Source organism: Seleniivibrio woodruffii (genome assembly GCF_029267515.1).
Taxonomy (GTDB): Bacteria; Chrysiogenota; Deferribacteres; order Deferribacterales; family Geovibrionaceae; genus Seleniivibrio; species Seleniivibrio woodruffii_A.
The window spans coordinates 1-21,151 of record NZ_JAJUIS010000009.1 but is presented as its reverse complement, the minus strand read 5'-3'; the positions used below and the strand labels follow the sequence as shown (position 1 = coordinate 21,151).

At 49.7% G+C, this 21,151-nt stretch carries 18 protein-coding genes and 1 tRNA gene; 2 read left to right on the top strand and 17 right to left on the bottom strand.

Translation table 11 applies throughout. From position 1 onward, the window contains the following. Nucleotides 1–32 precede the first annotated feature (32 nt). Nucleotides 33–281 carry a hypothetical protein gene (locus Q7P67_RS10170; protein WP_303851855.1) on the top strand — a complete coding sequence of 83 codons (249 nt, stop codon included), beginning with the start codon at nucleotides 33–35 and terminating at the stop codon, nucleotides 279–281. 84 nt (nucleotides 282–365) lie between these two features. After that, entirely contained in the window at nucleotides 366–767 is a 402-nt protein-coding gene (gene mscL / locus Q7P67_RS10165; protein WP_303851854.1) for a large-conductance mechanosensitive channel protein MscL, read from the top strand. Nucleotides 768–946: 179 nt separating this feature from the next. Here mscL and Q7P67_RS10160 read toward each other — a convergent pair whose 3' ends face one another. The 17 genes from Q7P67_RS10160 to Q7P67_RS10085 form a co-directional block, all read right to left on the bottom strand. Continuing rightward, nucleotides 947–1,597 (bottom strand): molecular chaperone, encoded by a 651-nt coding sequence (locus tag Q7P67_RS10160; protein ID WP_303851853.1) that lies wholly within the window; start codon nucleotides 1,595–1,597, stop codon nucleotides 947–949. 60 nt (nucleotides 1,598–1,657) lie between these two features. Beyond that, a complete protein-coding gene (locus Q7P67_RS10155; protein WP_303851852.1) occupies nucleotides 1,658–2,272 on the bottom strand; it encodes a 4Fe-4S dicluster domain-containing protein in 615 nt (204 codons plus the stop codon). 10 nt (nucleotides 2,273–2,282) lie between these two features. Then, nucleotides 2,283–4,985, bottom strand: a complete 2,703-nt coding sequence (locus Q7P67_RS10150) for a DMSO/selenate family reductase complex A subunit (protein WP_303851851.1) — start codon at nucleotides 4,983–4,985, stop codon at nucleotides 2,283–2,285. Between the two features lie 11 nt (nucleotides 4,986–4,996). Continuing rightward, entirely contained in the window at nucleotides 4,997–5,464 is a 468-nt protein-coding gene (locus tag Q7P67_RS10145) for a hypothetical protein (RefSeq protein ID WP_303851850.1), read from the bottom strand. A gap of 10 nt (nucleotides 5,465–5,474) precedes the next feature. Next, the gene (locus tag Q7P67_RS10140) at nucleotides 5,475–6,902 is read right to left on the bottom strand and encodes a hypothetical protein (RefSeq protein WP_303851849.1); all 1,428 of its coding nucleotides are present in this window, start codon (nucleotides 6,900–6,902) and stop codon (nucleotides 5,475–5,477) included. A 174-nt stretch (nucleotides 6,903–7,076) separates the two neighbouring features. Further along, complete coding sequence (locus Q7P67_RS10135) at nucleotides 7,077–7,781, bottom strand: response regulator transcription factor (RefSeq protein ID WP_303851848.1); 705 nt, start codon at nucleotides 7,779–7,781, stop codon at nucleotides 7,077–7,079. A 108-nt stretch (nucleotides 7,782–7,889) separates the two neighbouring features. Beyond that, complete coding sequence (locus tag Q7P67_RS10130) at nucleotides 7,890–8,060, bottom strand: hypothetical protein (RefSeq protein ID WP_303852022.1); 171 nt, start codon at nucleotides 8,058–8,060, stop codon at nucleotides 7,890–7,892. Nucleotides 8,061–8,170: 110 nt separating this feature from the next. Beyond that, on the bottom strand, nucleotides 8,171–10,546 hold the full coding sequence (locus Q7P67_RS10125; RefSeq protein WP_303851847.1) for a molybdopterin-dependent oxidoreductase: 2,376 nt from the start codon (nucleotides 10,544–10,546) through the stop codon (nucleotides 8,171–8,173). Next, a complete protein-coding gene (locus Q7P67_RS10120) occupies nucleotides 10,543–11,910 on the bottom strand; it encodes a HAMP domain-containing sensor histidine kinase (protein ID WP_303851846.1) in 1,368 nt (455 codons plus the stop codon). The genes Q7P67_RS10125 and Q7P67_RS10120 overlap by 4 nt, the downstream gene beginning before the upstream one ends. A gap of 318 nt (nucleotides 11,911–12,228) precedes the next feature. Then, complete coding sequence (locus Q7P67_RS10115; protein ID WP_303851845.1) at nucleotides 12,229–13,365, bottom strand: sensor histidine kinase KdpD; 1,137 nt, start codon at nucleotides 13,363–13,365, stop codon at nucleotides 12,229–12,231. A gap of 3 nt (nucleotides 13,366–13,368) precedes the next feature. Continuing rightward, on the bottom strand, nucleotides 13,369–13,890 hold the full coding sequence (locus tag Q7P67_RS10110) for a potassium-transporting ATPase subunit C (RefSeq protein ID WP_303851844.1): 522 nt from the start codon (nucleotides 13,888–13,890) through the stop codon (nucleotides 13,369–13,371). A 9-nt stretch (nucleotides 13,891–13,899) separates the two neighbouring features. Then, nucleotides 13,900–15,930 (bottom strand): potassium-transporting ATPase subunit KdpB, encoded by a 2,031-nt coding sequence (kdpB, locus tag Q7P67_RS10105; protein WP_303851843.1) that lies wholly within the window; start codon nucleotides 15,928–15,930, stop codon nucleotides 13,900–13,902. Next, nucleotides 15,927–17,525, bottom strand: coding sequence for a potassium-transporting ATPase subunit KdpA (gene kdpA, locus Q7P67_RS10100; protein WP_303851842.1), 1,599 nt, complete (start codon nucleotides 17,523–17,525; stop codon nucleotides 15,927–15,929). The genes kdpB and kdpA overlap by 4 nt, the downstream gene beginning before the upstream one ends. Before the next feature lie 11 nt (nucleotides 17,526–17,536). Further along, nucleotides 17,537–17,617, bottom strand: a complete 81-nt coding sequence (locus Q7P67_RS13455; protein ID WP_369696024.1) for a potassium-transporting ATPase subunit F — start codon at nucleotides 17,615–17,617, stop codon at nucleotides 17,537–17,539. Beyond that, the gene (locus Q7P67_RS10095) at nucleotides 17,614–19,434 is read right to left on the bottom strand and encodes an ATP-binding protein (RefSeq protein ID WP_303851841.1); all 1,821 of its coding nucleotides are present in this window, start codon (nucleotides 19,432–19,434) and stop codon (nucleotides 17,614–17,616) included. Before Q7P67_RS10095 ends, Q7P67_RS13455 begins: the two co-directional genes overlap by 4 nt. Nucleotides 19,435–19,566: 132 nt before the next feature. After that, entirely contained in the window at nucleotides 19,567–20,898 is a 1,332-nt protein-coding gene (locus tag Q7P67_RS10090) for a sigma-54 dependent transcriptional regulator (RefSeq protein WP_303851840.1), read from the bottom strand. A 113-nt stretch (nucleotides 20,899–21,011) separates the two neighbouring features. Continuing rightward, nucleotides 21,012–21,097: transfer RNA gene (locus tag Q7P67_RS10085), tRNA-Leu, on the bottom strand. Between the last annotated feature and the right edge of the window lie 54 nt (nucleotides 21,098–21,151).

The window sequence follows — 21,151 nt, the reverse complement described above, 5'->3', positions numbered from 1 at the left end:
TGATATTCTCAAATATTACTTACGGAGTTTTTATGCGTACAATCATATTTCTACTGATGATCCTGCTTGCTTTTTCAGCTTATGCACAGGAGCGCAAGGCGGTGTGTGAAAAACCGCTCTACGCGTTTAATTATCAGACAAAGACAATCTTATCCCAGAATATCAAAGATGAGGATTTCAGGCGCGGATGCTGCTCGCATCACGGCGGAGTATGCGGATGTTCCGGCGGTCGTGCGTTATGCTGTGACGGAAGCCTCAGCCCTTCCTGCGGGTGTGATTAGGCACAATCATCATCAGTTTTGGTGTTTGATCAGATACTTTTCTATATGATACAATAAGATAATATATCATATAGGAGTTGAACTATGTCCATCATGCAGGAATTTAAAAAATTTGCCATGCGCGGCAACGTAGTGGATATGGCGGTCGGTATAATCATCGGCGGCGCGTTCGGAAAGATAGTGTCCAGCTTTGTAGCGGACGTACTCATGCCGCCCATCGGGCTTCTGCTGGGGAATGTCAGCTTTTCTCAGTTGTCAGTAACTCTTAAAGAGGCGGTTGGCGAACAAGCTGCTGTAACGCTTAATTACGGTATGTTTATTCAGGCTGTGCTGGATTTCGTTATAATGGCTTTTGCTGTGTTTATGCTTGTAAAGGCTATGAACAGCATGAAAAAGAAAGAGGAAGAGGTTGCTGCTGCACCTCCCGCCCCCAGCAGGGAAGAGGAGATACTCACCGAGATAAGGGATATTCTGAAAAACAGATAGAAGATGTCAGCGGCACCGTTTCCCCCCTAAAGGCGTGCCCCTTGGCGGCGCCGCTGACAATATTGATGCTGGCTCGCACGTATGGAACATTTTGTTTTTAGCATTTGCTTGGTAAAGCGAAGGTAAGAGTTTTTCTGTTTTTTTTAAGGGCGGCGTTTTTTTTCGCCGCCCCTTATCCTTCACCTACAGGATAAACCGGAAAGCGCCTCTTTAACGGCGCCTCTCAGCATACTTGCTATTCCTCTATAAAAATCCGTTGCTGAATTTTCTGTCATCTTATCTGTAAACTCATCCACCCAAGTTGCGGGGTGTGCTGTGAGAAAAGAGATTATCTCTTCTTTTTCCGCTGTATCCTCCGATGCCGCTGCGGCGGCGCAAAGGTAGTTAAGGTACGCACATTCGAAAGCTATGTGGTCGTCCGGTTCCTTGTTCAGGTTGTTTATTTCCAGTCCGAATTTTCTGTATCTGGCACGGACCTGAAGGGTCGCCTCGCCGAATATGGTGTGGTCCTGCTCTTTGTAGACGGATTCCCATGGCGGAGCGAAGAGGTGTCCGGGACCTATAAAAAGTTTATTGAAATTGTCCGTAAGCTCTCCGAAATCTTCATCTTTATAATTTTTAAGATAATTTTTCAGCATCGCCAGCCCGGCGAGTGATTCAGTGCTTTTCTGAAAGCACCATTCGTCAAAAAGAGCAGCACTCTCTTTGACTGCTTCTATATATTCCCTTTCGGGTGCATCCAGCAGCACTTTGTTGAAAAAGCTGAATGCTGCCATTGCTTCAAGGTATTTTTCGCTGTCTGCAAACACTCTGTTCTCTGTTGTGTTCATAGTTTAATCCTTTAGGTGAATAGGGGGCAGGGGTGCAAAAGACCCCTGCCTGAAAACTTATCAGAATACTTCTTCCTTGTTCATGACAACGGAACCGGAAGACGCGTCTTTATGGAGCTTAAAGACTGCGTTGGGGTTTGTTGTCGCCGGGAAGGAGGCAACGGTGTTCGCGGCACCGTATTTCGCTTTCAGTTCCTCGATTTCGCCGAAGTCCAGCGCCCTTGAGGGGCAAGCCTTCACACATGCGGGGTCGGGGATACCGTTTGAGTTCTTTTCATCAGAGCACATGATACATTTTTTCATGTGCTGCGCCTGATAGTCGTAAACGGGGGCTGTGTATGGGCATACATTCTGGCAGCCGAAGCATGATATACATTTTGAAGCGTCGTAAACGACGATGCCGTCCGCCTCTCTCTTTGTATAAGCGCCTGCCGGGCAGACGTTGAGGCAAGCGGGGTTGTCGCACTGGTTGCACGACATGGAGACGTAGAAGGCGAACACGTTTTTGCTGAAAGCGTTATCGTCCGTGTCGCTCCATGTGCCGCCTGAAAATTCGTATACTTTTCTGAATTTTTCGCCGGAGTTCAGGTTTTGCCTGTCCTTACATGCGACAAAGCACGCTTTGCAGCCTGTACAGTGTTTTGTGTCTATATAGAATCCGTACTGTTTGCTCATCTTATCCTCCTTAGCCTACTTTCTTAACGGCAGCGAGAACGCTGTGCTGACAGTTGCCTTTTGACACGGGTCCGGGACGGAGGCTGGTGAGGACGTTCATGCACCCGCCGTAGTCCACAACGTCGGTGTTGCCTATTTCAGATGTTGAGAGAGTGCCTGAGTGCACGATATCGCTGCTGTACCATTTGCCGCCGGGGTTATACCATGCGCCCTGAGGCAGACCGATTACTCCGGGCATAACTCTGGAAGTCACTTTAGCTTTGATGCGCACCTTGCCGTTGGCGTTGTATATTTCAACTGTGTCGCCGTGGGCGATGCCGAGGGTCTGTGCGTCCTGAGTGTTTATCCATGCCGTCTGCATACTGGCTTCCCTGTTCCATTCGCAGTTGTAATAGGTTGAGTGGGTTCTCTGTTTATAGTGGAATCCTACAACCTGAAACGGATAGGTTGTTCTTGCGGGGTCTTCATAGCCGCTCCATGCCGCGTAGTATTCGGGCAGAGGGGTTATTTTGTCCATGCCGTCGTTGTATACTGCGGGGAACTGCCACTGGTGTTTGAGGTTGTAGAGACGTTTTGAGAATATCTCAAACTTGCCGGACGGAGTTGACACTCTTTTTGTGGTCGGGCTTGCGACGAAGTCTTTGAATGCCACAGAAGGCACGGCTGTTGTGCTGACGTGTTTTATCAGACCTTTCGCATAGCATTTTGCATATGTGTCCTGACCGAGAGCGGATGTGAACACTCCCTGATCGCCGTAGTTTGTAAGTGACTGGTTGAACAGGTATTCAAGCCATTCGTCCTGAGTTTTGCCCTGAGTGTATGCGGCTTTGATGCCTATTTTTTCTGAAATCAGCGACATCATCTCATAAATGGTCTTGCACTCGAACATGGGCTCTACAGCTTTGTTCTGGAACTTGATGTCGCATGTGTTTCCGCCCTCGTTGGTGGACATGTCGTTCTGTTCGAAGTTCGTACAGTCGGGCAGGATGTAGTCGGATATCATTGCTGACGGAGTGAAATAGTTGTCGATGGTAACGATGCACTCAAGGAGGTTTTCGTCTTTATACATCGTCATAGTGCTGTTAACGTCCGCGTGCTGGTTCAGCATACAGTTGCCTGCGTAGTTCCATATGAACTTGATGGGCAGGGGAAGTGCCGTATCCTGTGTTGCGAGTCCGCGAACGCCCCAGTTTCTTCCGGTCATAACGGTGTTGTCTTTGATAGCCTGCGGCCATGCAAAGTTGGAGATGGTGTAGCTTACGGGGTTTGCGGGGAAGGTGCTGGACCAGCCGTCCATGCTGATGGAGACAGACGCTGCCGCTTCTCTTGCCGCTGAACCGCCGCCGACGATACCGATGTTTTTGGTGAGGATGGTTATCAGACCAACTGCTCTGGAGTTTGCTCCGCCGAGTGAATGTCTCTGGAGACCCCAGCCCTGAATAACCATCGCGGGTGACTGGTTAACGAGCTGTTTTGCGAAGGATTTAATAGTCTCTTCGGGGATACCTGTTATGGCGGACGCCCATGCGGGTGTTTTTACCACGCCGTCTGTTCCGAGACCGAGGATGTAAGATTTATATGAGCTGTTAGCGGGTATTGCAGGCTCTGTTGAGTCAGTATTACCCCATGCTTTGTCATATGCGGGTTCATAGTAGCTCTCGGCACCTGCCGTAACCTCGACCACGCCTGCGAGTGAAGTTTCGCTCCAGCCGATGCTGCGCGCGTCTATCCATGATTCGTCAATAAGCCCTTCGCTGAGAAGATAGTTCGCCATGCCGGCAACCAGAGCTGAGTCTGTTCCGGGGCGGATCGCAATCCAGTCAGCTTCAAGTGCAATAGCCGTGTCTGTGTAATAGGGGTCAACCACGATGAATTTAAGGTCGGGGTTTGCCTCTTTCGCCTTGAGCAGGTGATATGTAAAGTGTTTCGCGGAACCCATTCTGGTGTTCGCGGGGTTGTTTCCCCACATAACCACAAGGTTGCTGTTCACTGCGTCGGTGATGGTGTTGTTGCTCCAGCTTGTTCCTTCCAGAAGGCAGAGTTCTGCTGTTATCTGTGAGGTGGAATAGTCCGAATAATGGTCAAGCCATCCTCCCCAGAGGTTGTGCAGTCTTGCCATAGGTGTTGATGCGGGCGGCCATGAGCATGACATTTTGCCGCATATTGTACCTGTCGCGTACTGGATATAGAATGAGCCGGGACCATAGTTTGATTTAACGGACTGCATCTTGGCGGCTATTTCGCTGATAGCCTGATCCCATGAGATTCGCTCGAATTTTCCCGCACCTCTGGGGCTGCCGGATACTCTCTTCATGGGGTATTTAAGCCTGTCCGCGTTATAGATACGCTGGCGGACGGAGCGTCCGCGCACGCAGGAGCGCATCTGATAGCTTGCGCCGTATGCGCCGTATGTATCGTCTGATTCGTTGTCGGAGCTGACGCGGACAACCACGCCGTCTTTAACGTAGAGTTTGAGCGGACAGTTGCTTCCGCAGTTAACGTTGCACGCAGACCATACCGCCTTGTCGTAGTCGAAATTTTTAGGTTCGATAACAGTATCCGAGCTGTCGTAGTCGTCGTCTATTTTGTCCGAACCGCCCATGGAACCGCAGCCAACAGTTGCGGCTGCTCCGAGCAGTGCGCTCCATTTAACAAATGTTCTTCTGGAGATGTCCATTGCCTTATCAATACGTTGTTTGTCCATTACTGACATGTTTGCCTCCCTTAGTTACCGAACAGTTCTCTGGGTCCGTGCGATGTCATGTGGCACGTTCCGCATGTTGTTTCCTGCACCGGATAATGGCAGCCGCTTCTGCAATGCAGGTTTTTGTCGTTTGTGCTTGTTGTGCCGCCCCAGTCGCCCCTGTGTGATATCGGAGCGGAGTTCTGGTGACATGCGAAGCAGCTCGCCTCAGTGTGACATGCCAGACATTTGTCTCTGTCCCACTGTGCTTTCAGACCGTGGGTTTTGCGTTTAAAAGACGCGTTATGGTCTCTTGGCGCTGTGTCGTTGTGGCATTTTATGCAGGACGTACGGTTTTCGTGGCAGTCCAGACATGATGCGGGGTCTGCTTTGCTTTCCGCGCCGTGCTGTTTCATCCACATGTTGTCGTGTGTTTCCGGTTTTGATGTCTGATATGCGAAAACTGTCATACATATCAGGCAGAACATTATAGATATTACATATTTCATGGTATCCGCCTTATATTGCAAGACTGACCCACAGCTCTACGCTGTAGTTCTGTTCAAGGTCGGTGTTCAGGTCTTTGAGTATTTCGCTGTTCTCGTAGCTCATATCAAGAGAGAGAGCCGCTCTTTCATTGAATTTGTGCTCGCCGCCGAGATATACCTCGCGAACCCAGTTCTTTTCCGTTCCGTTGTCGAGATCATATTCGAACCTGTTAAATCTTGAACCGAGCCAGAGGTTGGTTTTGTCTGAAAGAACCTGTGTAAGCTCGCCGCCGAAGACAACCTGTGAGTTTTCCTCTGTGTCGATGCTCTCTGCAATGTTCCAGTAGTCCGCTGTGAGCGAAAGGAAGGTGTCGGGTGTGAAAAGCCCTATAAAGTCAAGATTGCCGGAATATTTGACATAGCTTCTGTTGTCGAGAGTGTCCTCTCCGGTTCTGTTTTTAACCTCTGCTCCTAAGCCCGCAGCCATATGTTTTCCAAGTCCCTGATAAACCTTAGCCTTCACTTTGGTGTATTTTCCGTATGGTGAGAGCGAATAGGTTATTGGGTTTGTGATGTAGGTTCCTTCGCCCTTGCCTATCTCGTCCAGAAGCTGCTGGAAAGAGATTGAGAGCGTCGTTTTTGTTGGGCTGTTTCTGTACACACCGTCAACGGTGTAGAAACTGTTTCCGTCTGTGTTGCCGTATTCGCCGGATACTCTGCCTTTTGCGTAGTTATAGTCCGCCCGCAGTTTATAGATATCCGAACTCTCGTCTTCCATATCCACATAGGTGTAGCCGGAAGAGAGTTTAAGTCTGTCAGTCAGCTTTGCAACAAAGCCGGTTCCCGCAGCTTTGGAGTCGCTGTCGTCCAGATAGAAGGTGTCCGGCTGCCCGCCGAAGGCATACACAGTAAGTCTGTCGTTCAGAAGTGTCACGTCGCCGTCGATACCGTTCATATGGATGGTGTCGATGTGTGTCACATACTGGTTTCCGATGGTTACGTTGGTGTTTTTAACGACACCTGAGAATTTCAGAAAGCCCTGATACATTCTGACCGCCCAACCGCTGTCCTCTGCATCAAGTATGTCGTCTCTGAAATAGTAGCGTCCGGACTGCTTGTATCCGCCGTCGCCGTCAATGTCTTTTCCGGCACGCATGAATAAAACGCCGGACATGGTACCCTGTCCCACTGAAACACTTGTAACGTCCGCTTTCAGATACTGATAAAAGTTCTGGTCAGACTGATAATCATTGTCCAGCAGTTTGTACCGCGATGTGAGAGAAACGTTCAGAGTGCCGTCGCCGAACTTGTGTCCGTTTGCGGTCTTGGTTATCCCCTGCGGCGTGGTGTGCACCTGCCAGCTTTCGGGAGTCGTATAGTCCGCATCATCAAGTCCGGAGGCAAAAACGCTGCCGGCACCCAGAGCCAGCATAAAAATACATGAAAGTATTTTTCTCATCGTTGCTTCCTCCTTTAATAGAACAAGAAGAACTTATCCTTAATTGAAATTATCAATAGAGAAGTGAAGCATTGGTCAAATGTTTAGAAATTGAAAAGAAATATTGAAGAAAAATACGTTATATTTCAAAAGAATAACGCTGTTTAAGCATATTTTCAGATGTATTGATAAAATCTATATTTGATCGCTGTCGCACTGCGTTTCTATGTGATTATCGTCAATTTTATAGCCGCGTCCCCTTATGCTGTGGAGCAGCTGTTTTTCATAAGGTTTGTCCACCAACTGCCGCAGTATATAGAAATGTGACTTGAGTGAGTTGCTTACAGGGGGTTGATCCTTCCATATGTCATATTCCAACTCCTCTTTTGAGACAATACCTGGCGATTTCTCCATCAGTCTGAGCAGTATGCGGAAACAGACATGGGGCAGGGTGATGGAATCGCCCGCTCTTTCCACTGTGCCTTTTTCCGGATCAAGGCTGAGGTTTGAAACGGTAAACACGTTTGTGACGCACTGGCGGAATCGTCTTGAGAGCGCTTTCAGACGTATGAGCAGCTCTTCAAGGTCGAAAGGCTTTGTAAGGTAGTCGTCGGCACCGCATTCAAATCCGTTTATTTTGTCGTCGATCAGTATCCTTGCGGTGAGCATCAGTACTGGAATCTTGAGCCTCATGATCCGCCGTATCCTTGAACAGACCTCGAATCCGTTTATGCCGTGAAGGTTTATGTCAAGGATAACCGCGTCGTACATATTGTCCTTGAGAAGCTCAAGCGCAAGCTCGCCCGACATGGCGTAGTCCATGTCAAACCCGTGCCCTTCCATAAACTCAATAATGTTTTCCGCTATGTCCAGATCGTCTTCAACAAGCAGGAATTTCATTTTATGGCGCTCCATTTGCGTTTCTACGCAATAATAACGAAAATATGGTCAAATCATGGTGAAGTGCGTAATTATATATCGTCTTTTATAGCTATAAGTCTTCGCCTTTCATTCCGTACTTTTTGCCGAACGGGTCAGATAACGCATTATCTGCGCTTCCTCCTGCGGGGTGACGCCGGAATGTATCTTCATTGACTTAACGATATTCTTCCATTGGGCTGCGGTATACATGTCAGGCTCGTATGCTCTGTGGCATGTGCCGCACCGTTCGTAATATATTTCGCCTGAATCCGTTTCCGGCTGTTTTTTATCAGCCGCCTGCGTATTAAAAGTTATCGCTGCATAAAATGCCGTGAGGCAAAGCGCAGTTATTATCAGAATCCGTATTATTACAGTCTCTCCCTGACAGGCGGGCTGTCATATGCTGTGTTAGGCGGCAGCTTTCCGCTGACCTTGCGTATCGCCACAAGGCAGGTGTTGGCTGATATCGCCTGTGCAAGTCTGGATGTGGGGCGGTCGGAGGTGAGTACGTTCACCTGTCCTGAGACACATCGGGAATTGTTTTTTGTGGGGTTTTCCGCTGCATACCATGCACCCTCTTCAACAGCAAGCACTCCTCTGGTTATCCGGTCCGTAGTGAACACTCCGGCAAGTATGGTTCCGCGGGAGTTATATATTTCAACGGTGTCTCCGTGTTTCAGACCGAGACGGCGCGCATCAAATTTGTTTATGTAGACCGGCTCGCGTCCGGCAACCTTGTGCGAAGCCGCAAGCTGGGTGTTGTCGAGCTGGGAATGGAGCCTGTGCGTCGGGTGCGGCGTTATAAGCTGGAAAGGGTAGCGTTTTGCCATGTACGACGCGGGTCCCTCCTGCGGTTCTATCCATGCAGGATGACCGGGGCAGTCGTTATACCCGAAAGAGGCGACTTTTTCAGAGAAAAGCTCTATCCTGCCAGACGGCGTACGGAGAAAATTTGCCACCGGATCTTTGCGGAAATCCGCATGGCGAACATATTCTTTGCTTGATTTCGGTGCGTTGAAATGGACGTACCCTTTTTTCCAGAATTCTTCAAAGCTGACGTTGGTACGCATTTTTGAATAGCTCCATTTTATCCATTCGTTCACAGACTTGCCACCGGTGAAGGCGCGCTCGAATCCGAACCGTTTTGAAAGTTCCAGAAAAATGTCGTAATCGTTCCGAGCTTCAAACATCGGTGTTATAAGCTGTTTCATGGCAAAAGCATACTCCACTCCGTATGATGAGCCGAAGGTGATATCGTTACGCTCGAAACTTGTTGTTGCCGGCAGAACTATATCGGAGTATCTGGCGGTGGGCGTCCACCATGGTTCATGAGTTATTACCGTGTCAACCTTACGGAAGCCTTCGATGAGCTTGTTAACGTTCGGCTGGTGCCCTATGGGTGTGACCCCTGCGGAATAGATGAGCTTTATGTTTGGATATGTCAGTTTTTTCCCGTTGTAATCGATAGTCTTGCCGGGATTCAGCAGCATTTCACACATACGCGACGCCGGAATAAGTATGTTCACAGGGTTGCGTCCCTGGGACAGCATAAGAGGTATCCCCGCTCCCGTGTACGGAGTGCCCGCACTGCAGTAGTGGATGTTAAAGTATATTCCGCCGCCAGCAAGTCCTATCTGACCTATCATGCAGGCGAGAGCAACGAGGCTCCAGTGGAACTGTTCTCCGTACTGAACTCTTTGCGGTGCCCAGCTTCCTGTTACCAGCGTTCTGTGTTTAACCGCCATCCGCGCCAGTTCTTTTATCTTCTGGGCGGGTACCCCGCATATCTTCTCCGCCCATTTTGCGTCTTTGACCGTGCCGTCCTTTTCGCCGCGGAGATATTTCAGAAATACGTCGAACCCTACCGTATACTTGTTTATGAAATTCCTGTTGTACAGGTTCTCTTTGTACAGAGTATAACACATGGCGAGTATCATCGGTACGTCGCTGGCTGCTTTTATCGGTACCCACTCGCTTCCTATAGCTTCGATTGAGCTGTTTTTCGTGGGGTCTATAGTTACGAACTTGATTCCTTTTTTCTTCATCTTACGGAACCATTCGCTGCCTGTGTGTATTGGCACGTGATAGTCAACCTTGTTTGTCTTGAAAGGATCCGCTCCCCACATGATGATGAGCTGGGTCTTGTCCAGAACAACCTCGTGGGATGTCTGCTGGCTGTAGACTTCTATGTCGCCCATGACGTGCGGGAGTATCTGTGTCGCCGCGCCTGCGGAATAGTCGCCGACAATATCTGTGAATCCGCCGAAGAGCCCAAGCATCCTTCCCTGAAGCGAAGACGCCTGATGTATCCGTCCGGGGTGAGCCCATCTGGCATATGTAGTTTTGAATATCGATTCGTTTCCGTATTCGCTTTTTGTATTTGCCAGCGCCTCTGCTACAAGGTCAAGCGCCGTCTGCCAGTCAACCCGCACAAACTCTTCCGCGCCTCGTAGATGTCTTCTGTCGCTGCCGTCCAGATAACTTTTACGAACGCAGGGGTATTGCACCCTGTTTCTGGCATATATTGCGTCCTTTTGTGCGAAGAGCAGATCTACAGGATCCAGATCTATATCCATAGCTTCGATACGCACGATTTTCCCGTTTTTTATATGTGCTTTCAGGGGTCCCATGTGTGTTGCATGGGTTATCACTCTGTCTCCGGCGGCAAGCGCCTCCGGATTGCAGGCTATCATTGCGGCTACAGCGCCCGCCATGCGCAGAAATTCTCTGCGGTCGATATTCATATAATTCCCCCGTCAACCGCCGCCGGTCTGCATATGCCGGGGCATTTAATTTTATCCGTTCCGTTTTTGTCACAACATAATATAATTGTGCTTCCTTTGCCTTCTTCAGACTGGATATTCAGTCTCCATCCGAGCTGCGAGCACATCCTGTGCACTATGGAAAGCCCGAACCCGAACCCGTCCGCCTTTGAAACGCCGCCCACAACATTTATATTGTCAAGGACATGCCGCGGTATCCCAGGGCCGGAATCCCTGACGGATATACATGGACCGTATATGGATACTACTATTTCTCCGTGCTGGGTGTATGTCATGGCGTTGCGGATAAGGTTGCCTAATATAATAGTCAATATCTCCGGAGCAACTGGAAGCGTAACGGACTCATATTCCTCCACCGAAACGGAGATTGTCTTGCTGCGCATGAGGTAGCTGTTGTTATCTATACATTCCCTGACAACCTCGGCTACCCTGCTTGTTCCGTAGGTATCTTTACGTTCCTGTCTGGAAAGCCAGAGAAACGAGTTTATCAGATGTTCCATATTCATCGCGGCGCGTTTCAGGCGTGCAAGGAGATTCTGCTTTTTGAAATCATCGTCTCGTATATCATCGGATAGTATCTTTATGGCTCCCTGCATAACAGTCAGCGGTGTACGCAATTCGTGGCTTGCGTCCCTTGCGAAAGCCTTTTCCCTGTCTATAGCAGCCTGCATCTCGCGTATGGCATGTTCAAGGGTTGTTGCAAGGAAGCCTACCTCGTCGTCTTCAAATTTTTTTGCCATATCTTTCGGCAGCACTCCGGTTTCGTCCTTGGTCTTAACTATCTTTGTGAGCCTCACAACAGGAGAAACTGCCTTGTATGCTGTTATCACGCCGAGCAGCAACCCTATTATAAAAGTTGGCAGAAGGGTTATCATCAGATATTCCCTTATGATGTTCATGGTGCTGTGGTCGTTCAGCAGTGTGGTGACGTTGAAAAGCAGATAAAACCGCTGACCGTCCGGCAGATCTCTTATTGCTATATAGTAGTTCTGTTTGTCGTTCTGTTTTTCGTAGTTTCCGGCTTTAAGATGTAAAAGCTGCTTTGCTGCCCATTCAGGCATAAGATCTTCACCTAGATAGCTGGTCATATAAGGTGAGTCGGGCACGGGTATTTCCGAACCGAAAGCAACGGGGGAAACAGGAGAACGGGTTATTGATTCTATATATCTCTCTGTTTCCAACTGAAGTCTTTTTTTAAGGGCGTATTGTTCAGTATATTTGGTGGAAATAAGGATGCTTGCGAATATTGCGGTGCCCAGAAGTATGCTGAACCCGCAGAACACAAGAACAATCCTGAAACGTAGTGATTTGCTTATTATATTCATGGTAAAACTAAAATTCCCCCTGCTTAATATAAGCATATGCCGGAACGTATCAAGTAAAATATTGATTAATTTTAAACGCAAACCGGTGAAGTATGGGTGAAGCGGGAATAACGGTATGTAGAACCGGTGCAGCCATTGTGTGGGAGGGGGCTGCCTGTTAGGCATTGAACTAAGATCAGGGTAGCAGACATTATTGCAATAATAAACGAATTATTTATAAGCGGGATGAAGCCCTTTTTATTGTCATATATGCAACTGAATGCAGATAAAAAACTTTAATTTCGTCTGTAAAATAGGTAATTTGAGGCACAGTTTGCGTTATAAATTTCTCTGTGTGTTCAAAACCACGATATTCTCCCCTTGGCTGGCGTTTATAAGTTTTTCCGCAAGCCCCACGTCGCCAAGTACACGTTTCCAGTACGGCAGTTTTTTTCCGGGAGAGCCAATGACAATATGTCCGACACGGTGTTCTTCCGCAAACTTCAGTATGGTTCCGACAATATCGTCGCTTCTGTATGTGTATACGGTTGCTCCAAGCTCCTGTGCCAGTTCAAGCGTATCACCCAGAAGACGCTGGGTGCGGGCATCTATCTTTTCCGGTTTCTCTTTGGAGGTTTCCACATAAAGAGCGTACCAGTTGCGGTTCAGCTTTCCCGCCAGTCTCGAAGCGTACCTCAGCAGCATCCCGCTGTTTGGTCCTTTGGAGCTCAGACAAACCATTACCTGATCTGGGTTGGCGGTCATTTCATCTTTTTCCGCTGCCCTCTGTCTGAAATCTATGTGCGCCGCAAGCTCCCTAAGGGTCAGTTCACGCAGGTGCTCAAGGTTGTTGACCCGAAAGAAGTTTTCCAGAGCAGCCTCGATCTTTTCGGCGATGTATACCTTGCCCTCGGAAAGTCTCTGGCGCAGATCCTCTGCGGTCACGTCAACGTTTACTATCTGGTCTGCATCTGCAACGACCTTGTCAGGTATGCGTTCCTTCACCTTCACTCCGGTCAGCTTCTCTATGGTGTCGTAAAGGCTTTCTATGTGCTGAACGTTCAGCGCCGATATAACGTGTATCCCTGCCGTCCGCAGTTCCTCCACATCCTGCCAGCGTTTCGCGTGTCTGCTGCCGGGGATGTTGGTATGCGCAAGCTCGTCAACAATGACCGCCTCTGGACGGCGGGTCATTATCCCCGCCGTGTCCATTTCATAAATGTCAATACCCCTGTAGCTCATGCTTATCTGCGGAACGGTTTCAAGCCCTTCAAGAAGAGCCTCCGTTTCCTTCCGTCCGTGTGTTTCCGCATAGCCCACCACTACGTCGATGCCCTCGCTTTTGAGTTTGTGCGCCTCCTGAAGCATCTTATATGTCTTGCCGACCCCAGCGGCATAGCCTAGATATATCTTCAGCCTGCCTCTCTGAGCCTGTTTTATCATCCGCAGAAAGCTGTCCGCACGTTCGCCGTTCATGTTCTATTCCACCCTGTCCAGTGCCATGTTGAGTTCCAGCACGTTTACAATTTTCAGATAGCTGTCCGTGTGTTCATCTATCACAGCAATGATTCTGTTTTTGTCCGTATTTCTTGCTTTTGCCACCCGTTCCGCCTGAAATACTGCGGAATCAAGGCTGATGTGCGGGTCAAGCCCGCTGCCTGAAGCCGTCACCATGTCTGCGGGCAGCCCGCTGCCGTTTTCAGCGATTATTTTCTCAGCTCTTTCCCTTATCTCTTTGGAATAGGGTGAAAGATTGCTCCCGCCGGCTCCGGCGGCGTTATAGTCCACTGCGGATGGTCTGGGATGAAAATATCGTTCACCTTTAAAATTCTGGGCAATAAGCCTGCTGCCCACGACCCTGCCGTCTTTATATATCAGCGATCCTTCCGCCTTCTCCTTTGCCAGAAAGCCGACAGCGTAAACGGCTCCGGTGTAGAGCACACAGCATACCGCCATTGTTATAAATGCAGCTTTAACACCCTGTATTATATCACTTTTCATGTCAGTCTCCTAAAACATTCCAGTTGCCGAAAGAATCATGTCAATGACCTTTATGCCGGCGAAGGGCAGAACCACCCCTCCGAAACCGTATATCAGCAGGTTGCGTTTCAACAGTGCATCCGCTCCCATTGCTCTGAATCTCACACCTTTTATGGCAAGGGGAATAAGCGCAGGTATCACCACAGCATTGAATATCAGAGCGGACAGAACCGCACTTTCCGGAGATGCAAGGTTCATTATGTTAAGCCCTGCCAGATGGGGCATGGCAAGAATGAACATCGCCGGGATTATCGCAAAATACTTTGCAACGTCATTTGACACGGAGAAGGTCGTAAGTGCGCCGCGGGTCATAAGGAGTTGTTTGCCTATTTCAATGACCTCTATTAGCTTTGTAGGGTTATTATCCAGATCTACCATATTCCCTGCTTCTTTTGCCGCCTGCGTGCCGGAATTCATTGCCACTCCGATGTCCGCCTGTGCAAGAGCGGGGGCATCGTTAGTTCCATCCCCTATCATGGCGATGAGCCGTCCGCCTTTCTGCTCTTTCCTGATATAGTTCAGTTTGTCCTCCGGTTTAGCCTCGGCAACAAACCCGTCAACTCCTGCCTCTCCGGCTATCGACTTTGCTGTCAGAGGGTTGTCCCCTGTCACCATAATTATCCGCAGACCCATTGCCCTGAGACGTGCAAATCTCGACTGTATGCCCGCTTTAAGAACGTCGGACAGAGAGATTACACCGAGAATACGGTCGTTTTCAGCAACAACTATTGGCGTGCAGCCTGCGGAGGCAATCCTGTCGGTTATCTCTTTAAGGTCGGCGGGTATTCTGCCGCCGTTCTGCTGAACAAAGGCGGTTACTGCGTCGTATGCCCCTTTGCGCAGCCTGTGTCCATTCGTGTCCACTCCGCTGAGTCTGGTGTGCGCCGAAAAGCTGATTACAGCAGCGTCTGCAGGTGTTTCAGCCGTACTGCCTGAGAGCTGTTCCGCAAGGGCGACAATGGATTTTCCTTCAGGTGTCATGTCCCCGAACGATGCTTTCATAGCTGTTTCCGTGAGCTGTGCCTCTGTTACGCCGCTGACCGGCACGAACTGCACCGCCTGCCTGTTGCCCACTGTTATGGTGCCTGTTTTGTCCAGAAGGATGGTGTCGATATCTCCCGCCAGTTCAACCGCCTTTCCGCTTTTTGCCAGTATATTCGCCGCAAGCGCTCTGTTCATTCCGGCTATGCCGATTGCAGGGAGCAGCGCGCTTATGGTGGTGGGTATCAGACACACCAGAAGAGCTGTAAGGGTGGGGATTGAAAGCTCTGCACCGAAGTATCTGCCGATTGGCAGAAGGGCGGTTGTCACCAGCAGGAAAGCCAGTGTAAGTCCGGCAAGAGTGACCGTAAGCGCAAGCTCGTTCGGTGTTTTCTGCCGCACAGCACCCTCAACAAGCGCTATCATCCTGTCCAGAAAAGATTCGCCCGCTCCGGCAGTGACAATCACCTCTATGTCGCCTGTCAGCACCTTCGTACCCGCAGTAACGCCTGATCTGTCTCCGCCGGATTCGCGGATAACGGGGGCAGATTCACCGGTTATGGCTGATTCGTCAACGGACGCTATACCTTTGTCCACCTCTCCGTCGCATGGGATGATGTCACCCGCACAGACGAGCACCCTGTCGCCGACTTTAAGCTCAGACGAACCGACCTTTTCTGATCCGCCGTCTGTCAGTCTTGTGCAGACGGTGTCCCTGCGTACCTGTTTCAGACTGTCTGCACCCGCCTTGCCTTTTGCCTCTGCAAGTGCTTCCGCAAAGTTGGCAAACACCACTGTGAGCCAGAGAATAAGCGTAACGGAGACTGCATAAGCATCCGCAGATACTGCAAAAAGTGATATTGTGGATAGTACAGCGCCCATCTCTGTCACAAACATCACCGGATTCTTTATCATCACTCTCGGCGACAGCATCCTAAAGGACTGAGCGGCGGCATATGTCACCGCCTGTTTATTGAATATTGCGGAGGAACGTGCCTCGCGTCTTTCTGTTTTCGTCATTTTAAAGCTCCTGCCATATATTCCGATACGGGACCGAGAACAGCTACGGGCATGAAAAGCAGCGCACCTATGAAGATTATGCTTCCGAGTATCACAGCGCCGAAAAGCACGGTATCAGTGTGCAGTGTGCCGCTGGTGTCAGGCGATATCCTTTTGGCGGCGAGAGAACCCGCAGCCATAAGCGGCAGAACAATTGGAACGTAGCGGGATACGAGCATTACGATACCCGTTGCTATGTTCCATGCCGGAGTGTTATCGCCAAGTCCCTCGAAACCGGAACCGTTGTTTGCGGATGAGGATGTGAACTCGTAAAGTATCTCAGTGAATCCGTGCGCTCCGGTATTGTGAACCGTCTCTGCACCCCACGGCATGATTGTGAACAGTGCCGTTCCGCCGAGTATGCAGAGCGGATGCACCAGAAGAGCGAGAAGCACCAGCTTCATCTCCTGCGTTTCAACCTTGCGTCCCAGATATTCAGGCGTTCTGCCCACCATCATCCCGCAGATGAAAACACCCGTCAGGATGTATATAAGCATATTTATCATTCCTACACCCACGCCGCCGAAGGTTTCGTTAAGCCACATGCCTGTCAGCGGAACAAGTCCCGTCAGCGGGTTAAGGCTGTCGTGCATGTTATTCACGGAACCGTTGCTGGTGGATGTTGTCACCACAGCCCAGAGAGGCGCGGCGGATGTTCCGAATCTGAGCTCCTTGCCCTCAAGGTTGGAAGACGTCTGAACGTCAAGCCCTGCAAGTGCTCCAGCGGGTGCAGATTCAAAGTATGCAGCGAAGGACAGTTTCATCACCAGAAGCAGAAGCATCACGCCGAAGATGACAGCAGCATGGCGCATCTTTCCGGTAAGTCTTCCGAACATCCATACACAGGACATGGGGATTATGATTATGCTCATGGTCTCCACAGCGTTTGACCAGAAATTAGGGTTTTCAAAGGGATGGGCGGAGTTCGGTCCGAAGAATCCGCCGCCGTTGGAACCGAGCTGTTTTATGGCTATGAAAGCTGCCGCAGGACCCCTTGCGATGTTCTGTAACGCACCTTCAATTGTATGCGCCTCAACTGTTCCGCCGAATGTCATTGGTACGCCTGTGAATATCAGCAGTACGGCCACCACGAACGAAACCGGCAGAAGGATATAGAACGTTGCACGCATCATATCCTTATAGAAATTGCCGAATCCTTTGCCGCCCAATCCTCTTGCTATGGCGGTGAGAACCGCAATGCCTGTCGCAGCCGACACGAACTGCAGCCACATCAGAGCGAAAAGCTGTGAAAAATAGCTCATGGACACTTCGCCTGAATAGTGCTGAAGGTTGGTGTTGGTGGTGAACGAAGCGGCGGTGTTGAATATAAGGTCTGCCGTCAGAGCGCCTTTGCCGTCGGGATTTAGAGGGAGATACTGCTGGAAGGCAAGTACGGCGAAACTGACGGCAAACATGATGACATTGAAGACGGCAAACTGTTTAAGATAGCTTTGCCATGTGCCTTGCTCACTGCTGTCCATTATATATGTCATGTATCTGCCGAGAAACCACGACAGAACCGCAGATATACCTATTATTAACGTTACGAATACCATCTTAAATCTCCTTACAGTTTTTCAGGGAATAGCAGGGCATAAACCAGATATGCACCGCAACCTATGACAAAAATTGAAGCAAGCCAGATCATTTGCTTTCCTCCTTATATACCGGAATTGTGAATCTGAACTGAGAGCCGGAACCTTCGCGGCTGACCACGGAAACCTGACCGCCGTGGGACTGCACTATCTCCCTTACGATGGCAAGCCCAAGTCCTGTTCCGCTGCTGCCCTCCTGTCCGGGCACTCTGTAAAAACGGTCGAAAATATGTTCAATATGTTCCTGCGCAATGCCTTTGCCTGTATCGGTCACAGAGAAACAGACGTAGTCGCCGTCATGCGCCGCATCAATCGTTATTTCACCGCCTGCCGTCGTGAAACGGAACGCGTTGTTTATAAGGTTTGAAAAAACGTGCGCTATGGCTTCTCTGTCCGCCAGAACTTCCGGCAGATCGTGCGACTCTTTGCAGATCAGCCGCAGACCCCTGTCCATAGCGTCCGCTTCATAGGCATCTTTTGCATCCGCCATCAGAAGTCCGGCGGAATAGACTGCTGCGGTGTTTTTCTTCCCTTCCGCCGCGTCTATGGCTATCAGACTGTCAATTATCGATGAAAGTCTGTCGCTGCCGTCGCGCGCTTCGAGCAGAAGCTCGGTCTGTTTTTCGTTGAGACTGCCGACGCGCTCCTCAAGCAGAAGATGAACCGCCATCCTGACCGATGTCAGCGGCGTTTTAAGCTGATGGGACACTGTTGCTGCAACGCTTTTTTTCAACTCCATCTGCTCGTTCACCTGTGTCACATCTTTCAGTATCAGTGCGGCGGACGTCATTTTTTTGTCCGCTCTGCCGAGAGGGATGGGTATTATAGTTGGCTGAAAGAAATATTCAGATCCGTCTATGAAATGCTGAATATATCCGTCATGAGTCTGCTGCTTGTGCTCTATCAGGCACTGCTCGAACAGCTTATCCGCCCAGTCCAGTCCGAGGTTCCCGATATCTTCGCCGGGTCTGAAACCGAAATTTTTCTCTGCGGTTTCGCTGGCGGATTTTATTGTGCCGTTGGTGTTGATAACAACTATGGCTTCCGGCAGCACCTTCAGCATGTCGTCGGCTGAACGTTCCGCTGTGGCGACCTTTGCCATATCCAGCTTTTTCACCGCACGCAGCGCATGTGCCATCTCATTGAACGACTCTGAAAGCTGACCTATCTCGTCTTTTGAGCCGACTTCCAGTACAAGGTTGAGATTTCCCTCTTTTATGTGTCCGGTAGACTCTATCAGCCGTCTGATGGGGCGCAGTATCCATTTGTGGGTGAGCATTGAGAATAGGGCGGCGATTATGAACGACGCCGCAATCGCGGCTATTGTCCGGTTGAAGACAGTTTCCGAAAGCTCGGATGCCGTTCTGCCCGCCTGAACCATATGAGCCTGATTCATGTCAAGAATCTTCTGAGCGTTGCTTTTTATCTCATAAAATAGCGGATAGAGTTTTTTGTGGTACATCTCCCGCTTCGTATCAGGCGACACGGTGTTTTCCGTCATACTTCCGAGACTGGAGGAGTATTCCGAAAACAATACAGCTATCCTGTCCGCCGCGGCTTTTTCACCGGGTAATGTAATGTTGCTCTCCTCTATCCGCAAAGCATCGCGGAATTTGTCAATGTTCTCATTGATGAGCCTGTGCCCTTCCTCTGCGTTTCCTGTCAGTATGAAAAGCAGCCCGCTGTCTATCCTTTCCAGAGACTCCTTCATCTGCTGGCTCGCAGTCACACTGCGGTAGTTCTCTTTAAGAATAGTATCCACAGCACCGCCGAGCCTTCCCACGTTGAAAAGCGTGAAAATACCCGACAAAAGAATGATAACCAAAAGCCCGCCGAAACCGAGCATCAGTTTTTGTCTGATTCCAATCATGGCATCCTCCGCTTATGTATAAAGCATAATGGATGCCAGAGTATATATTATTGATAATTAACGATTATAAGGGTTGATGTATTGCATTATGCAATGTTTGGGGTTGTGGACGGGTTGCAGATTGCAAGGTTTTCAGATGCCGTACTGTTTCCTTTTGCGCCAGAGCGTCGCCTGATCAATTCCAAGGACGTCCGCTGCCTCCTGCAAAGAGGTGCAGGCAGATATCACGCCTCTTATGTGTTTTTCTTCCACTGTGTTCAGAGAAACTTTATCACCTATGGTTATATCGTGATTCTGTTTCCGTTCATGAAAAGGGAAATATTCCGCTCCGACGGTTTCTGTCCGGCACATTATTGCCGCACGCTCTATGACGTTGCGCATTTCGCGCAGATTACCGCGCCATTTGCACGATTTCAGCAGCTTTTCCGCTTCCGGAGAAAAGCCTTTAAATATACGATGGTTCTGCGCACCGAAAAACCGCAGGATGTCCAGAGCAAGTGGAATTATGTCCTCTGTGCGTTCTGCAAGGGAGGGCATGTCGAGCTGTATAACGTTCAGACGGTAATAAAGATCTTCGCGGAACAGCCCCTGTTTTACAGCCTCCTCAAGATTGGCATTTGTCGCTGAGATTATGCGGACATCCGCATGTTTGGTCTTCTGGTCGCCGACACGTTCATATTCCCTGTCCTGTATGAAACGCAGAAGTTTCGGCTGTATAGACAGTGGAAGTTCGCCTATTTCGTCCAGAAAAAGAGTACCGCCCTCGCACGATGCTATCCGTCCGGCGTTGTCGCGCACGGCTCCTGTGAAAGCTCCTTTAATGTGCCCGAAAAGCTCGCTTTCAAGCAGTTCTGCGGAAAGGGAAGGGCAGGACACAACGGCTATGGGCTTTCCCGAACGTTTGCTCCACGAGTGGATGGCTTTTGCCAGAATGGTCTTACCAGTACCGTTTTCTCCCCTTATGAGTATTGTTGCGTCCGTTGGGGCAACCTGTTTTGCGGTGTCGAGAACCAGTTTCATGGCGGGATTGTTAGTTGAAAATGACGTTTCAGGACGCAGTTTTGCCAGATCGTCCTTCAGACGGGAAATATCGTCCTCCATCCTTCGGACAGATGATATTCTTTCGGTGACGATGTCCACCTGTTCAGGTGTAAACGGTTTCGGAAGGTAATCCGCCGCACCCAGACGCATTGCCTGAACGGCAGTGTCCACTGTTGCATATGCTGTTATTACAACTATCTTCATCCATGGGCATGTTTTCAGAAATGCGGGGACGAGCTCCATTCCGTTGTCCGTTCCAAGCCGCAGGTCTATGAAGGCAGTGTCATATATCTGCCTGTCCGCCTCTGCCAGTGCATCTTTTATATTTGAAACGCCTTTTACGGTGTGTCCTCTGGATTCAAGACACAAGGAGAGCATTTTTCTGATTCCGGCTTCATCGTCTACCACAAGAACTTTCAGCATAGCCACCTCTGAATGAAAGATAGCAGAGTGAGGATGTTTACGCAATACGCAGCAGTTTTAGTCACCATGAACACAAAAAAAGGTGTACCTTATGGGTACACCCTTCTTTCGTATGCCGAGAGGGGGACTCGAACCCCCACAGGCTTTGACGCCCACAGGATCCTTAGTCCTGCGTGTCTACCAGTTCCACCACCTCGGCCTTGCGAGAAACAGAAATTACATGAACGCCAAATAAATGTCAAGAAACTTTTTT

What these genes read in the sequence shown, in the direction of transcription:
- Q7P67_RS10170 (WP_303851855.1), top strand. Translation starts at nt 33, where the DNA reads ATGCGTACAATCATATTTCTACTGATGATCCTGCTTGCTTTTTCAGCT.
- mscL (WP_303851854.1), top strand. Translation starts at nt 366, where the DNA reads ATGTCCATCATGCAGGAATTTAAAAAATTTGCCATGCGCGGCAACGTA.
- Q7P67_RS10160 (WP_303851853.1), bottom strand. Translation starts at nt 1,597, where the DNA reads ATGAACACAACAGAGAACAGAGTGTTTGCAGACAGCGAAAAATACCTT.
- Q7P67_RS10155 (WP_303851852.1), bottom strand. Translation starts at nt 2,272, where the DNA reads ATGAGCAAACAGTACGGATTCTATATAGACACAAAACACTGTACAGGC.
- Q7P67_RS10150 (WP_303851851.1), bottom strand. Translation starts at nt 4,985, where the DNA reads ATGTCAGTAATGGACAAACAACGTATTGATAAGGCAATGGACATCTCC.
- Q7P67_RS10145 (WP_303851850.1), bottom strand. Translation starts at nt 5,464, where the DNA reads ATGAAATATGTAATATCTATAATGTTCTGCCTGATATGTATGACAGTT.
- Q7P67_RS10140 (WP_303851849.1), bottom strand. Translation starts at nt 6,902, where the DNA reads ATGAGAAAAATACTTTCATGTATTTTTATGCTGGCTCTGGGTGCCGGC.
- Q7P67_RS10135 (WP_303851848.1), bottom strand. Translation starts at nt 7,781, where the DNA reads ATGAAATTCCTGCTTGTTGAAGACGATCTGGACATAGCGGAAAACATT.
- Q7P67_RS10125 (WP_303851847.1), bottom strand. Translation starts at nt 10,546, where the DNA reads ATGAATATCGACCGCAGAGAATTTCTGCGCATGGCGGGCGCTGTAGCC.
- Q7P67_RS10120 (WP_303851846.1), bottom strand. Translation starts at nt 11,910, where the DNA reads ATGAATATAATAAGCAAATCACTACGTTTCAGGATTGTTCTTGTGTTC.
- Q7P67_RS10115 (WP_303851845.1), bottom strand. Translation starts at nt 13,365, where the DNA reads ATGAACGGCGAACGTGCGGACAGCTTTCTGCGGATGATAAAACAGGCT.
- Q7P67_RS10110 (WP_303851844.1), bottom strand. Translation starts at nt 13,890, where the DNA reads ATGAAAAGTGATATAATACAGGGTGTTAAAGCTGCATTTATAACAATG.
- kdpB (WP_303851843.1), bottom strand. Translation starts at nt 15,930, where the DNA reads ATGACGAAAACAGAAAGACGCGAGGCACGTTCCTCCGCAATATTCAAT.
- kdpA (WP_303851842.1), bottom strand. Translation starts at nt 17,525, where the DNA reads ATGGTATTCGTAACGTTAATAATAGGTATATCTGCGGTTCTGTCGTGG.
- Q7P67_RS13455 (WP_369696024.1), bottom strand. Translation starts at nt 17,617, where the DNA reads ATGATCTGGCTTGCTTCAATTTTTGTCATAGGTTGCGGTGCATATCTG.
- Q7P67_RS10095 (WP_303851841.1), bottom strand. Translation starts at nt 19,434, where the DNA reads ATGATTGGAATCAGACAAAAACTGATGCTCGGTTTCGGCGGGCTTTTG.
- Q7P67_RS10090 (WP_303851840.1), bottom strand. Translation starts at nt 20,898, where the DNA reads ATGCTGAAAGTTCTTGTGGTAGACGATGAAGCCGGAATCAGAAAAATG.